Annotated in this window: 11 protein-coding genes and 2 tRNA genes; 6 read left to right on the top strand and 7 right to left on the bottom strand. The window is 60.9% G+C overall.

All coding sequences use genetic code 11. The features are described from left to right. Positions 1-30: 30 nt before the first annotated feature. A tRNA-Met gene (locus tag EB809_RS11585) sits at positions 31-107 on the top strand. 71 nt (positions 108-178) lie between these two features. After that, positions 179-255: transfer RNA gene (locus EB809_RS11580), tRNA-Met, on the top strand. Between the two features lie 244 nt (positions 256-499). Here the strand turns inward: EB809_RS11580 and EB809_RS11575 are convergent. Further along, positions 500-1,486, bottom strand: coding sequence for an IS110 family transposase (locus EB809_RS11575; RefSeq protein WP_123634978.1), 987 nt, complete (start codon positions 1,484-1,486; stop codon positions 500-502). Positions 1,487-1,869: 383 nt separating this feature from the next. Then, positions 1,870-2,364, bottom strand: coding sequence for a GNAT family N-acetyltransferase (locus EB809_RS11570; RefSeq protein ID WP_190294877.1), 495 nt, complete (start codon positions 2,362-2,364; stop codon positions 1,870-1,872). A 260-nt stretch (positions 2,365-2,624) separates the two neighbouring features. On the opposite strand from EB809_RS11570, the gene EB809_RS21070 reads away from it, so the two are divergent. Then, positions 2,625-3,749 (top strand): fibronectin type III domain-containing protein, encoded by a 1,125-nt coding sequence (locus EB809_RS21070; protein WP_223807926.1) that lies wholly within the window; start codon positions 2,625-2,627, stop codon positions 3,747-3,749. On the opposite strand, the gene EB809_RS11560 is transcribed toward EB809_RS21070, so the two are convergent. The 4 genes from EB809_RS11560 to EB809_RS11545 all read right to left on the bottom strand — a co-directional run bounded on the left by EB809_RS11560 (position 3,741) and on the right by EB809_RS11545 (position 11,200). Then, a complete protein-coding gene (locus EB809_RS11560; RefSeq protein WP_123634976.1) occupies positions 3,741-6,359 on the bottom strand; it encodes a CHASE2 domain-containing protein in 2,619 nt (872 codons plus the stop codon). The two genes, EB809_RS21070 and EB809_RS11560, sit on opposite strands and share 9 nt — an antisense overlap. 87 nt (positions 6,360-6,446) lie before the next feature. Continuing rightward, positions 6,447-8,096 carry a FecR domain-containing protein gene (locus EB809_RS11555; protein WP_223807925.1) on the bottom strand — a complete coding sequence of 550 codons (1,650 nt, stop codon included), beginning with the start codon at positions 8,094-8,096 and terminating at the stop codon, positions 6,447-6,449. Positions 8,097-8,120: 24 nt separating this feature from the next. Continuing rightward, on the bottom strand, positions 8,121-8,867 hold the full coding sequence (locus tag EB809_RS11550) for a response regulator transcription factor (protein ID WP_123634975.1): 747 nt from the start codon (positions 8,865-8,867) through the stop codon (positions 8,121-8,123). A 179-nt stretch (positions 8,868-9,046) separates the two neighbouring features. Then, complete coding sequence (locus tag EB809_RS11545) at positions 9,047-11,200, bottom strand: DNA topoisomerase 3 (protein WP_123634974.1); 2,154 nt, start codon at positions 11,198-11,200, stop codon at positions 9,047-9,049. Positions 11,201-11,334: 134 nt separating this feature from the next. On the opposite strand from EB809_RS11545, the gene EB809_RS11540 reads away from it, so the two are divergent. Together EB809_RS11540 and EB809_RS11535 are read left to right on the top strand one after the other, a co-directional pair. Next, entirely contained in the window at positions 11,335-11,670 is a 336-nt protein-coding gene (locus tag EB809_RS11540; RefSeq protein WP_123634973.1) for a BolA family protein, read from the top strand. A gap of 76 nt (positions 11,671-11,746) precedes the next feature. Beyond that, entirely contained in the window at positions 11,747-12,367 is a 621-nt protein-coding gene (locus EB809_RS11535; protein ID WP_123634972.1) for an L-threonylcarbamoyladenylate synthase, read from the top strand. A gap of 15 nt (positions 12,368-12,382) precedes the next feature. Here EB809_RS11535 and EB809_RS11530 read toward each other — a convergent pair whose 3' ends face one another. Further along, on the bottom strand, positions 12,383-13,024 hold the full coding sequence (locus EB809_RS11530; RefSeq protein WP_123634971.1) for a hypothetical protein: 642 nt from the start codon (positions 13,022-13,024) through the stop codon (positions 12,383-12,385). 184 nt (positions 13,025-13,208) lie between these two features. On the opposite strand from EB809_RS11530, the gene EB809_RS11525 reads away from it, so the two are divergent. Then, positions 13,209-13,901 carry an SDR family oxidoreductase gene (locus EB809_RS11525; RefSeq protein ID WP_223807924.1) on the top strand — a complete coding sequence of 231 codons (693 nt, stop codon included), beginning with the start codon at positions 13,209-13,211 and terminating at the stop codon, positions 13,899-13,901. Positions 13,902-13,914 lie beyond the last annotated feature (13 nt).

Genomic DNA, 13,914 nt, shown 5'->3' with positions numbered 1-13,914 from the left:
TCACGAAGTGCTTGATTTCTAAAAGTTTGATGCGGGGTGGAGCAGTCTGGTAGCTCGTCGGGCTCATAACCCGAAGGTCGTTGGTTCGAATCCAGCCCCCGCTACCACGTTTACCCAAAGTTGGGTGTTGCCGGGAACGCTTCCAGAGTTCTCGGTCTAAAGTTAAAAGCCGTTTTGATGCGGGGTGGAGCAGTCTGGTAGCTCGTCGGGCTCATAACCCGAAGGTCGTTGGTTCGAATCCAGCCCCCGCTACCAATATGAGAAAGGCCAGTCTGAGGACTGGCCTTTTTTGTTCCTGGGGGCTTTGTGAGTCAACTCCTTTTTTGGCGCTTCGCGCGGAAATGGCGTTGCCGCAAGTGCTTCATCGCACTTGCTCCCCGCTACCAATATGAGAAAGGCCAGTCCGAGGACTGGCCTTTTTTGTTTGTGCCCGGGCTTTAAAATGTAGCAGGCGAGTCAGTATCGTAGATACCATCTGTCCCTACAGTCCTCAATGGGCTTACGCTGCCCACTGAGGATCGTAGCCTTGCTGGTGCTTCAGCACGCCGTAGGCCATCTGCACCAGTTTTCGCATAGCGGCGCCCAAGGCGCTCATCTTGGCTTTGCCTCGCGCCAGCAGACGCTCGTAGTGTCCTTTGATCCGCCTGTTGTGCCGAGTCGCCACAATGGCTCCCATATAGAGTTTGGCGCGTAAACGCCCATTGCCGGCTTTGCTCATCACGGGGCGCTTGTGGACGGATGTTCCGGAATCACGCATCACCGGCACCAGGCCGGCGAACGCGGCGGGTTCACTGGCATGGCGGAAGTCCCGACTGCGCAGCATGGCCGTCAGTTCGGCCGACAGGACGCGGCCAATCCCCGGAATGCTCTTCAGCAGTTCTCGGTCGTTCTTCAGCCCCGGGTGATCGTCAAAATGATCATCCACCTGCCGCTCCACCCGGTGCCGCTCCTCTTCCAAGGTCTGGATCATCTTGCGGATAGAGTCCTGGACCGCCTTGGACGCGTCTTGGATCTGTGCCTTTTCCTGGCGGTTGTATTCACGCTGGATGTCCGTATCCAGGGCATCCAGGCGGCTCAGCAGCGCTTTGAGTTGGCGAACTTCGAAGGGCTCCGGCTGCCACGGCTGGTGGGCACGGCTGTCGAGGAATCGGGCCAGGATGATGCTGTCCCGCTTGTCTGTCTTCGAGCGCCGCCCCAGGCTCTTGCCGAACTCGCTCACCCGGTGCGGGTTGCTCACATACACCGTCATGCCGGCGTCATATAGGGCATAGGCCAGGGCCTCGTGATACACCCCGGTGGCCTCCATCATCACGTGGATCGACTCCGGTGCCTGTCCGGTTTGCTTGCACAGCCACTGGATGAGCTCTCCAAAGGCCGGCTTGTCGTTCCCAAAGATCCGAGTCTTCAGCTTGAGGGTGTTCGGATCTCTCAGCCAGCAGACGTCCAGTTTATTCTTGCTGACATCAATACCAATCTGTGCCGTCATATCGTCATCTCGCCTTGTACATGCAGCCTCTCTGGCGTGGCCAGGGACTCGGATACCATTCAGAGTGCGATAAAGAGGAAGCCGGGTTACATCTACAACGCAGGGTCTATGCCCTCAGGTTGGGCGCTATATACCCGGCTTCCAGGTGAACTCTGGTAGCTAGCCAAAGTTCATGGACAGATACAAGGTTGGGCTGACGCAGGAAGCCCAACAATCGGGGCTTGTCGCCGCTCTCATTCAGCTTGATGGTCGCCAAGCGCCCATGCTCCATGCATTTTCGCGATAACAGGAGCGTCCGGTATGCGCTTGTGTTGGGCTTCATTTGTCAGCCCAGCCTGCCCTCGGTCCCTGTTAAAGCTCCAGCTCCACTCCAACTGGGTGCTTTAGTCGTCATCCAGCAAATACGTCATCGGAAAGCGCTCAATCCTCAAATTCTCCCTCTCGATCCATTCCGCTTCACCCGCTTTAAAGCCGTGCTTCTCGAATAGCGGTCTGGATACCCGGCTGGCGTCCGCCGACAGTTCCCGCACTCCGTCACGGCGGGCGGATATCAGCAGCTCTTCAAGTAACGCCGAGGCGATGCCGCGGCGCGCGAAGTCCGGGTGGGTGTACAGCATATTGATGTGGTCGTGCGGCTGTCGCTGGGCGAAGCCTGCGATCCGGCCGCTGTGTTGGGCGATGAGGGTTTGCCCCTGGCTCAGGGTCAGGGCGATGGCCTGGGTACTTTCGCCCCATTGGCGCCAGACCTCGATCACGTCCGGTTCATAGCTTGTCGCGCCCTGTTCGATGATCGACTGGCTGTACAGGGCGCCGATGGCTGCGCAGTCGAATTCCGGCCGGAATCGTCGGATGGCGAAGTGAGTGGTGCGTTTGGCCATGGCGTCGTCCAAATTAGTGTCAAAATATTGGCTAAAAAATAAACCATAAAATGACGTAAAACACATTAGTTTTTACGCCGCTTGGATACAGTGACGCTGTATCGTCAAATTAGTGGTGTCAAAACATGTTTTTTACCGTCATTAATCGGTCATGGGCAGGGATTGCCAGTCTGACATTATCCCTTCTGCTTGTTGGCTGCGGTGGCGGTGGATCGTCGGATGACGTCTCCACTTCGTCCAGTGCCACGTCCGAGTCTATCGTGCTGAATGGTGGCGCGATCAAGGGCATTATCAGTGATGGTGACGTTACCGCCTGGACGCTTGATAAGAACGCGGACACCGGGCGTTTCGAAATCGGCAGCGCTCTGGGTGACTCCGTGATGACCGACAAGCAGGGGCGTTTCCAGTTGCCGATCAAGCGCAAGGCCTCTGGCTGGATCCTGGTTGAACTGCGTGCCAATGGCGCTACCCGGATGACCTGTGACGTCGTACCGTCCTGTTTTACCGGCACGTCCAGTGCAGTAGCCTTTGGCGAGACCTTCCCGCTGAATGATCATTTCCGGCTGCGAGGTGCGGTCAACCTGTCGGACACTCGCGAGGTTTATCTGACTCCTCTATCAAGTCTGGCCGTTGCTCTCGCTGAGGCCTTTGACGTGGGGTTCTCCGCGACCAGTCTCACCCGGGCCTACGCAGAGATGGAGTCGGCCTTTGGTCTCCAGGCCGGTACCCTGCAGTTGCCGCCGCCGGATCTGGTGCGACTCAACGGCTTTTCCGGTAGTACTGACGCGGTGCAGCTGGCCGTTATCAACGCCGCATTTTTGTCACTGGTCGATGGCGACCACTGGCAATCCATCGAAGAAGTCCTGACGGACAGCGAGTCACTGATTCGTGACGAGGGAAGCTTTTCTTCGGCGTCCGACGGCGGCAATAACCTGTCTGTGGAATCGGTCATGCTGGAAGCTGCCGTTTTGTCAGAAGGGCTGAAATCCGAGGTGAACAATGCCTCGGTCGTGGCGACACTGGATGAGGTCTCCACCCGCACCCAGGCCTACTATGCGGTCGTCGCCGGTAACGGGAGCGAGGCCGATACGCCCAGCGATAACAGCGGCGGCGTCATTGTTGACCATACGGCAACGCTGACCTGGGATGCACCGCTCACCCGCATGAATGGCGACAGCATTGCCATGGGTGAGCTTCAGGGATACGAGATCGTCTACGGGCACAGCGCCGATCGTCTCGACAACACGATTACGATCTCAAGCGCCAGCACCACGACCCATACCATTGAAAACCTGGATTCAGGTGACTGGTACTTTGCTGTTCGGGCGATCGATACCGAAGGGCTGACAAGCCCCCTGTCCCAGGTAGTGAGCAAGTCAATCTGAGTCTAAGGTCTCAGCTGCGATGGTGGCCAGCGGATCGGCCACCGGCAGACGCAGGGTAAACGACGACCCCTGGCCTTCCTTCGACTCCACGCTGATTTCCCCCTTGTGCTTGTCCACCACGACTTTGACGAACGACAGGCCCAGGCCGGCGCCCCGGTTGCCGGATAATTCCGTGCTCTTCTGGCGCCGGTAACGGTCGAACAAATGAGGCAGTTCGTGAGCCGCGATGCCCATGCCTTCGTCGGAGATCGTCAGGCAAACCTGATGGCCGGCCCGGAACACCTGGATGGTGACGGTGGAACCCGGTGGGCTGTATTGCACGGCGTTGGTCAGCAGGTTGATGACCGCTCGCTCCAGCAACTCGGCGTTGCCCCGCAGCCAGATGTCGTCCAGACCGTGCAGGGCGAGTTCGATGCCTTTGCTCTGGGCCTGTTCGCTGACGCTGTCGCGGGCGTTCTCGACCACGGACAGGAATTCACAGTCGTAGAACCGGGTCTCGGTCAACTGCTCGGCCCGGGCCAGCTGCACGAATTCCTCGGCCAGTTGGTAGCTGCGCCGAGCCAGGTTGCCCAACTGCTCCAGCTGCTCCGGGCCGATGGATTCCGGGCGCCGCTTGAGCTGGGCGATCAGGGCCAGCTGGGAGACCAGGGGCGAGCGCACGTCGTGCGAGATGAAGTCGATGGCTTCCCGATGCTGTCGTTGCTGCTCGCGCAGCTCGGAAATATTGGAGATGTTGGCGATGATGCCGTGCTGCTCGTGATCGGACATGCTGAACGGCGCCAGGTGGATCAGCAGATCCATGCCGCGTACGCGTAAATCGACGGTACGGGTCTGGCCGAGTGTCAGCGTGTCGGCAATGGTTTCCTGCCAGGGCGTGCCGTCTCTGGGGTCATGGGCGTTGAGCAGGCCGGGCAGTGGCATACCAATGAGGCTTGGCCGTGGCTCGCCGAACCATTCCTCAATGTGACCGTTGACGAACTGGATGGTGGCCAGGGCATCGGTCACGATGACGCCGTCCGGCATGCGCTCGAAGCCGCGGCCGATGAATTCCCGCATCCCGGTCAATGATTCGATGGCGCCCCGGACCCGCTCGATGCGCGCCCCGATATTTTCGGCCGGGTAGTCCTTTTCCACGCCGCCGCCATGACCGGGATGGTCCAGTCGCAGCCGCTGCAGGTAGCGGCGGCTGGCTTCCCGGGTCAGGCTGGGTGGCAGCGCCAGACCCATATCGAACTGCCGTTCACCGCGTTTGAAGCGCAACCAGCTCTGGTCGCCCTTGTGCATCCACAGGCCATTGGTCAGCCGATCCGGCCTGTCCACCTCTGAGAGGCTGTGACAGGCCAAGACGTCGTCATCCTGGGACAGCCACCAGCCACGGGCCTGCAAGAGCTGGGAAAGGTCTTCCAGGACGCGTAGCGGCTGATGATCGTTGGGTTCCTTGAGGCCGAGACCGGGATCGCGGCTGAGGAGATCGAGCTGACGGTTGAGAAACGTATTGAGCAGCGTCAGGCGGCGGGTACTCCAAAGCGGGTAGGCGATCAGCGGGATCAGCAGCGATTGGGAGACTGGAATCCAGACATTGGCATGCCGGTACAGCAAAGTGGTCGCGAGCAACAGCAATGCGCTGGTCATCAGGCAGACCCACAGGGTATGGGACGGTTTAAGCTGGGGCAGGGCCAGGCTGATGAACAGGATGATCGCCACGAGCAGCAGCCATTGCTGATAGGGCGGCATGGTGATCATCAGCTTGTTCTGGACCAGGGCGGAAAAGGCATTGGCATGGAATTCGACGCCGGACATGGGGGCTGCCAGGCCAGACAGCGGCGTTGGCAGTACATCACCAAAGCCCGGGGCTGTCGCACCGACAAAGACCGTCTTGCCGGCGAAGCGGTCCATGGACACCCGCCCCTGCAACACATCGCTGTAGGACGTGGTGGATATTGTCCCGACGCGTCCCGAAAGCGGAATATAGGCGTACTGGCTACGGACATTCACGTAGGGGGACGCCTGATTCTCACCCGAGTTGCGGGCCGGCACATCGCTGCCACCGAGTTGTGCGGCGGCCACGGATAACGCCGGCCAGGTGGCCTCGCCGAGACCGCTGTAGAGGTAGAGGCCGCGGGCGATGCCGTCTTCATCCAACTCCACATGGACATGGCCGAGCGCCCCGGCGGCCTGGGTCAATTGCGGTGTCGGTAGCTGTTCGGTGAGCGGGGCGTCGGCGGTGGACGGGTATAAGTGAACCGGCAGGACGACCTTGCCATGCGCCTTCATGGCGGCCGCCAGGGCATCATCACCGGGACCGGCTTCGCTGAACAGCACATCGAAGACGATGACGTTGGCTCCGGCCTCCGTCAGGCGCTCGATGAGCTTGGCATGGCGCTGACGGGGCCAGGGCCAGCGGCCGAGCTCACGCAGGCTTTTCTCGTCGATAGCCACCAGCTCCAGGTTAGAGGCCGGTGCGAGAGGCGTGCTCAGGGCGAGGGTGTCGTAGAGCCAGAGGTCGAGGCGCTGAGGCAGGCCGGCAAATTTCAGTGCGAACGCAATGAGAATAAGGGGGAGGGCCAGCTTCCAGGCAGTGCGTGTCAGTCGGAACCAATCCCTGTGCATGCGTCTCGCTTATTGAAGCCCGTTTCCTGGAGGTGTGAAAAAACGTGGCGTTTGCGACGCTTTGACACGGACTCCATCCGTTACGGTTTAATTGACAAATAGCTCCCTGCCCGGTCCCCATCGGCCGTTGATCGGTCCATCAGAAAGCGCTTTCAGCCGCACAAAATACCGTCTTCCGGGAATCAGGCGCAAGGCCGCCGTGGTGTCGGCCACGTTCGCCTCCTTGATGATGTGCTTGAAAGACGGGTCTTCAGACAGCTGTAGCTGGTACTTGTCGGCGCTTGCGACCTGTTGCCAGAAGATCCGTACCTGGCTGTCGACGTAGTTGATGTTGATGATCCGTGCCGGTGGCAGGGTGCCATTGACGACCAGTTTACGCGGCTGGCTGGTGGCACTGGAGTTACCCCCGGTGCGGGTCACCACCCGCCAGTAATATTCGCCAGGAGTCAGGGCGCGGGATGGAATTGCATTGCTGTCCGGCGCCCACTCGCTGGTGGCCACCAGGTCCGAAAAGTCAGATGAGCTGGCAATTTCCACCCGGCCTACCTCGTTATCACCTTCATAGGTCCAAGCAAACGACGGCATCTTGTCATCAATTTTGGCGTCGGCTTCGGGGGTTTGCAGCTCGGCGGCGCGGGCTTTCTGATCCACGGTAATGGACTGCTTGTCGGGCATGCCGGGATTGCCATGGCGGTCGATGGCCGCCAGCCGCACCTGGTAATGGCCATTGGCGAGATTATCCAGGCGCATTTTGGGCGACGACGACGTTTTACGCGCCACCCAATTGCCTGTGTCGGTGTTGAAAATGTCCATCTGATAGGCCTGGGCGCCCTGGATATCCTGCCAGGCGATGTCCAGCGGCATCTTGTTGGTGGTGCCGGGGATCGCGCCGGGTTCGGGCGCCGGCGGCAAATGCCGGATGTCCACCGGGTTTTGGGTGCCCAAGCCCGCTGTCCCGCTGTAGCCGGCCGGTATACCAACCGTGCGGCCGTGTGGTCCGAATTCGACCTTGCCTTCGGTCACCTGAAGTTGGGTTGTCGATGAGGTGGCTTGCAGGCTGAATTTGGTTCCCCGCACAGCGGCCACAGCAGAGGGCGTATCAACCTCGAAGCGCGAGCCTTTGTCGATCAGCTTTTCCACTTCCGCGTCGAGCTCACCCCGGTCAAGGCGCATGCGGGTGTCCACCATGCCGGTCTTGCCGAAGCGAGTAAGTCGGTTGAACATCAGGTCGGTGTTGCGCCCGAGGCGTAGGAGGGAGCCGTCTGCCAGTTGAACCACGGCAAAACCGCTACCCGTTGCGATTTCGTCACCGGCTCGGATGCGGGACTGTGCCGTCAGCGCCTGGCGCCGCCCGGTCACACCGTCGACGTGCTGAACCGGTCCGGAAACGGCCAGGGCCACGGCGGGTTCGGGACTCTTCTCAAGCCAGCTGACCGGGATGCGGATGCTCTGGCCGGGCACGATGTCACCGGGGCTGGACACCCCGTTGTGCTGCAGGAGCTGATTCAGGTTGTGGGTGGATGCCAGCAGGCGTTTGCCCACCTGTTCCACGGTCTCGCCCGGGCGCAGGGTGTAGCGCCAGTCATCCACGCCATGGGCCTGGGCCACCTGCAGGTTGCCCTGTTGTGACCCATGGGTGACGGACAGGTCCGCCTGGGTGTGCGAGGCCAGGATCAATAACGTGAGGCCGCCCAGGAGCCGGGCGGCGGCACGGATGACAGTGGATAGCATCGGCATGAATCGTTTAACCCGTCGGAGACGTCATTGGATGGACGGCGAATCACCGATCGGTAGTGAGCCATCGTCGGCTGCATCCAGGGCGATCTCGTCCATCGATTCCAGGCGGTAGCCGCGCTGGTAGATGGTCTTGATGCGGAAGCCGTTCTCGGGCTTGATACCCAGGCGCCGGCGCAGGCGGCTCATGTGAGTGTCTACGGTCCGGGTATTGATGTCGCGGGTCACGCCCCAGACCCGCTCCAGTAACATTTCGCGGGTGAGCAGGCGGCCCTTGTTCTGGAACAGGAACAGGGTCAGGTCAAAGTCCTTGTCGGTCAGCGTCACTTGTTCGCCGTGCAGCACAATCGTGCGTGCCTTGGTATCGATGGTGAACGGCCCGAACTCCAGTACCGGGCGATCAACCTCCGGGTTGCTGCGGCGGGCCAGGGCGTGGATGCGCGCCAGCAACTCGCCCGGACGGGCCGGTTTGGACAGGTAATCGTCGGCACCGGCGTCCAGCGCCTGCACAATGTCCTGCTCGCTGTCGCGCTGGGTCAGGAAAACCACGGGAATGGGCCAGTTGAGCTGCTCGCGAACGCTCTTCAGCACGTCAATGCCGGTCATGTCCGGAATCTGCCAGTCGAGGATCAGCAGGTCGTAACTGCGGTGTGTGACAGCACTCAGGAAAGACTGGCCGGTCTGGAAGCTGTCACATTGGTGTTGATTGTCGGCCAGCAGGGTTTCGATGTTTCTTGCCTGAGCCAGCTCGTCTTCCAGTAATGCGATTCGCATTGAAAGTCTCCTGCGTATTGTCGTGCGCCATTACCGCCATCGCATTGAATATTGTTGCAAATTGCCAGCGAGGGGTCAGTGTCAATGTGTAGCGTACTGTTAACCAGATCGCCCGAATGCTCCAGAGGTCTGTAATAAATGGCGACGGATAGCGTGCTTTTCAGGCGGGGGCGAGACGTCTACTGCGGGCGACCCGGCCTTCCGTCGACATCCCCTACTGTTTGTCGGCAGGCGGGGAAATTACTGCAGCCCCAGAACCAGCCTTTTTTACCGTGACGACGCACCAGGGGCGAAAAGCAGGCCGGGCAGGGCGCGGGTGCCTGGTCGGTGCCGTCGTTGTGATCACTGTCGTCTTCGATTGGGCGCGTGCCTTTGCATTGGGGGTAGCGCGTGCAGGCCCAGAACCGGCCGAACTTGCCGGTCCGCTCCCGCATCGGGGCTCGACAGGCCGGGCAATGGACGCCGGTTTGCTCCACCGGTCCGCTCGAGGAGCCGCTTGCGGCTGGTGCGGAGCGGATCGGGCCGAGCAGCTCGCCGATCTGGTTTTCAATCGAGGCCAGGAACGCCCTTGGGTCGCCTTCACCCTGGCGAATCCGCTCCAGCGTGGCTTCCCAGACCGCGGTCATGTCCGGCCGTGCCACCGCATCGGGGAGTGCGCCAATCAAATCCTGGCCCTTCTCCGTCGACTTGATGGCGCGACCATCACGGATCAGGTAGTCCCGCTTGAACAGGGTTTCGATAATGCCGGCCCGGGTCGCCTCGGTGCCCAGGCCGTCCGTGTCGCGCAGCGTTTTGCGCAACTCGGCGTCCGACACGAAACGGGCGATGTTTGTCATGGCAGACAGCAGCGTGGCGTCGGTGAAATGGCTGGGTGGCTGCGTCATCCGATCCTTGATCTGGGGCGATGTGCAATCGACCGGATCGCCAACGTCCAGTCGGGGCAGCGGCCGTGCCGGCTTTTCATTCTGCTCTTTGAGGCGGATTTCCAGCACTTTCCAACCGGCGTCCAGGACGCCGGTTTCGGTGGCGCGGAAGTCATAGTCGGCCACGGTCAGGTCCAGTCGCCCTTCGCGGTGAACGGCATCGGGGAAGAACTGCATCAGGTAGTAGCGGCTGATCAGCTCGTAGACGCGCATCTCCGATCGGCTGAGATTGCCCGCCGGCCGCTTCCGGGTCGTCGGAATAATCGCGTGGTGGGCATCCACTTTCTTGTCGTCCCACGCGCGGGAGTGGCGCTTGAGTTCGGCTTGCTGTGCCAGTCTGGAGAGGCCGGGCGCGATAAATTGCAGCGCCTCGACCACGGCGTGGCGTTGCCCGAAGTGTTCCTCAGGCAGGTATCGGCAATCCGATCGGGGGTAGGTGATCAGCTGGTGCTTTTCATACAGGGACTGGGCCGCATCCAGTACGGATTTCGCGCCCAGGCCGTACAAGCGACCGGCCTCGATTTGCAGGGCCGACAGGGACAGCGGCAACGGCGGTGCTTCGTTGCGTTCACGGAAGCGGGCCTGGGTAATCGTGCCCGTCCGGCCATCCACGTCGGCGGCGACCTTTTCCACCAGGTCTCGGTCGAGGACGCGATCCTCTTCGTCCATGGCCTGTCGGAACGCTTCCCCCGGTCGCCAGCGGGCCGTGAACGTTTCCGGCGGTTCCGAACGGCTCGCTCCGGTGACGGTGAGCGTATAGAACGGCTTGGGTTCGAAGTTGGCAATGGTCAGGTCCCGCTCCACCACCAACCCCAGAACCGGCGTCTGGACCCGGCCCACGGAATAGACGCCCTGCTGGCCCTGTTGTTGGTAGCGCAGGGTGTAGGCCCGGGTCAGGTTGATGCCGTAGAGCCAGTCCGCCCGCTGGCGCGCGAGGGCAGAGTGGGACAGATGCCGGAACTCGCGGTTGTCGCGCAATTGCGAGAGTGACCGTACCACCGCGGTGGGGGTCAGATCCTGGATCAGCAGCCGCTCGACCGGCATGCGCACGCGACAATAGCGCAGGACTTCGTCGACCAACAGCTGGCCCTCGCGATCCGGGTCGCCGGCATGGACAATCGTTGTCGCCTGGCCAACCAGCGTCTCCAGGATCTTGAGCTGGTTGCGCACGTTGTTTTTGGGCAGCACGGCCCACTGCTCCGGGAAAATCGGCAACTCATGCAGGCGCCAGGACTTCCAGCGTGGGTCGTAGTGGGCCGGTTCCGCCGGTTCCAGCAGGTGGCCGATGCACCAGGTCACCACGTCGCCGTCACCGCAGCGCAGGTAGCCTTGCCCTTTTTCGATATGACCGGGCAGGGCCGTTGCAATCGCGCGGGCGAGGCTGGGTTTTTCGGCGATGAACAGGCGCATGGTGATACCGGGTCGGAAACAGGCGATGGAAGATGGCGAACCCGCCGGATCGTGTCAAGGGTGGACCGCGTCTTCTCAAGCAGGCGGGGTCGGGATTACGTTACAATAGAGAGTATTGTTAAGGGAGGTTCTTTATGGCCGAAACGGCACCCATCCAGACTGCCATTGAACAGAAGCTGAACCAGGGGTTCCAGACGACGCACCTGGCGGTCGAAAACGAAAGCCACATGCACAGTGTGCCCCCGAATTCGGAGACGCATTTCAAGGTGACGCTGGTCAGTGACGACTTTGCCGGCAAGAACCGCGTCAAACGGCACCAGGCGATCTACGGTGCGCTCGGAGCGGAGTTGCAGGCCGGCGTCCACGCTCTCGCCCTGCATCTGTATACGCCCGAGGAATGGCAGGCCCGCAACGGGGTATCACCAGCATCGCCCCAGTGTCTTGGCGGGTCCCGGCACGACAAGGCGTAAGCTCACTTTCGCCAGGAACATCATTGCACCGGTCCTGACCGGATGACCTATTTCGCTCAATCAAAAAGGATGCCCCATGAGCCAGTTTTTCCAGATTCATCCGGAGACGCCACAGCTGCGCCTGATCAACCAGGCTGTCGACATCCTGCGAAAGGGCGGTGTCGTGGTCTATCCCACGGATTCGGCCTATGCCATCGGTTGTCAGCTTGAAGACAAACAGGCGACGGATCGCATCAAGCGCATTCGCCGCCTCGACGACAAGCACAACTTCACGCTGGTATGTCGCGACCTGTCCGATATCGGGCAGTACGCCAAGGTGGACAACACCCAGTACCGCCTGCTCAAGAATTTCACGCCCGGTCCTTACACGTTCATCCTCGATGCCACCAGCGAAGTGCCGCGTCGGTTATTGCATCCCAAGCGCCGCACCATCGGTCTGCGCGTGCCGGACAACCCCATCGTCCAGGCTTTGCTGGCAGAACTGGGTGAGCCGATCATGAGCAGCACCCTGATCCTGCCGGGTGAGACCGAACCGATGACCGACCCGTACGAGATTCGTGAGACCCTTGAGCATGAACTGGACCTGATTATTGACGGCGGGTTCTGTGGCTTCGAGGCAACGACGGTTGTGAACTTCTGCGGGGAAGTCCCGGAAGTGACCCGGGTTGGCAAGGGAGATCCCGGCCCGTTCCAGTAAGGTCGTACGACCGGATCAGGCCCGGGTATTCAGGCTGAAGGCGTACTGGCGATTCTGGCCGGCCGCTTCCAGGGCGGTGGCGCCGGCGTTTTTGCGCAGACTGTCGTAGCGGTGGGCCAGGTCCTGCAGCCCATTGAACTGCTGGTTTTCGCTGACCATCTGGTCCAGCACGCTGTTGCTGACGCCATAGGCCTGGTTCAGGCGCAAGGCAGTGTCCACAAAGGAGACGGTCGGCTCGTTCACGCTGAGCCGGCCAAACGCCTGCCTGAACGCTTTGTTGTTATCCAGGTCCTTCTCGATCTGCTGGCGGGTCGATTCCGGCATCAACGCGTTGATGGAGAAATCGCCGGACTCTTTCCTGGAGACGGCAATGCGTGTTGCCGGGTTCAGCCCGTACTCGGCAAGTTTGTGCCGCAGCGTATCCTTCACAAAGGCATGATCCTGCCCCACATTCTGCTTGAACGAATTCACCGACAGCTTGCTGGATGCCTTGTGGGTTTCCCCGCCATTGATCGTGACGCTGTCACTGTCGGTGGCAGCCGATTTCTCGACATCCGCGCCAGCATTGGCTTGTGTGGCCGCCTTCTGGGCTGCCCGGTTTTCTGTGGCCTGTTGGAAACTGGTGCCGGCCCGCATCAGTGATGTCAGCAGAGACATGGTTTTCGATCCCCGAACGTCAAGGTTTCAACGCTTACCGGTATCGGATTGCATAATGTGGGCCAATTGGGCGTAAACGCGAGCGTGTCTTTGCCCCGACCATCCCGAGGCCCGGCAACGGAAGTCCACATGTTAGTGTCGGGCGTAGACTTTCGACACAATCTACCGACGAACAGGAGGACGGATGATGACAGACAAGGTCATGTTGATTACAGGAGCCTCTTCAGGCATTGGTGCCGCGACAGCCCGGGCTGCGGCCAAAGAAGGTTATCGACTGGCGCTGGCGGCGCGTTCCGTCGACAAATTGCGATCGCTGCAGGAGGAGCTGGGTGGCGAGTCCACGGCGCTGGCGCTGTCCTGCGACGTCCAGGATTTCGACCAGCAGAAAGCGGTGGTCAGCAAGACGCTGGAACATTTCGGGCGCCTGGACGTGGTCTTTGCCAACGCCGGACGCGGCGGCTCACCGGGTGGATTCAGCGGTGCCGATCACGAAGCCTGGCGGGATATGATCCTCACCAACGTCTACGGGGTTGGTTTGACCTTACAGGCGGCTTTACCGGCATTACGGGAATCGAAAGGGCAGGTGCTGCTGACCGGTTCCGCCGCCGGACGGGCGACCATTCCCGGATCCATGTACAGCGCGACCAAATGGGCCGTGTCGGCGATCGGTTATGGTCTGCGGGAAGAGCTGCGAGGGTCGGGCATTCGCGTCACGCTGATTGAGCCCGGCATGGTCGACACGCCGTTCTTCGATCAGAAGCCCGAGCATGCGCTGGTCGACGACGACATTGCCCGCGCGGTGATCTATGCCGTGTCACAACCGGCCCATGTCGACGTGAACGAAATCCTGGTGCGACCGACACCGAAGGTGGAGTGACAAGGCGCTGTAA

The sequence above is a fragment of the Marinobacter sp. R17 genome (genome assembly GCF_003789045.1).
GTDB lineage: Bacteria > Pseudomonadota > Gammaproteobacteria > Pseudomonadales > Oleiphilaceae > Marinobacter_A > Marinobacter_A mangrovi.
The sequence above is the reverse complement of the archived record's forward strand: the minus strand, read 5'-3'. Positions and strand labels throughout refer to the sequence as shown.

Bases quoted from the DNA above. Each gene is read 5' to 3' on its own strand.
- EB809_RS11575 (WP_123634978.1), bottom strand. From the start codon at position 1,486: ATGACGGCACAGATTGGTATTGATGTCAGCAAGAATAAACTGGACGTC.
- EB809_RS11570 (WP_190294877.1), bottom strand. From the start codon at position 2,364: ATGGCCAAACGCACCACTCACTTCGCCATCCGACGATTCCGGCCGGAA.
- EB809_RS11560 (WP_123634976.1), bottom strand. From the start codon at position 6,359: ATGCACAGGGATTGGTTCCGACTGACACGCACTGCCTGGAAGCTGGCC.
- EB809_RS11555 (WP_223807925.1), bottom strand. From the start codon at position 8,096: ATGCCGATGCTATCCACTGTCATCCGTGCCGCCGCCCGGCTCCTGGGC.
- EB809_RS11550 (WP_123634975.1), bottom strand. From the start codon at position 8,867: ATGCGAATCGCATTACTGGAAGACGAGCTGGCTCAGGCAAGAAACATC.
- EB809_RS11545 (WP_123634974.1), bottom strand. From the start codon at position 11,200: ATGCGCCTGTTCATCGCCGAAAAACCCAGCCTCGCCCGCGCGATTGCA.
- EB809_RS11540 (WP_123634973.1), top strand. From the start codon at position 11,335: ATGGCCGAAACGGCACCCATCCAGACTGCCATTGAACAGAAGCTGAAC.
- EB809_RS11535 (WP_123634972.1), top strand. From the start codon at position 11,747: ATGAGCCAGTTTTTCCAGATTCATCCGGAGACGCCACAGCTGCGCCTG.
- EB809_RS11530 (WP_123634971.1), bottom strand. From the start codon at position 13,024: ATGTCTCTGCTGACATCACTGATGCGGGCCGGCACCAGTTTCCAACAG.
- EB809_RS11525 (WP_223807924.1), top strand. From the start codon at position 13,209: ATGATGACAGACAAGGTCATGTTGATTACAGGAGCCTCTTCAGGCATT.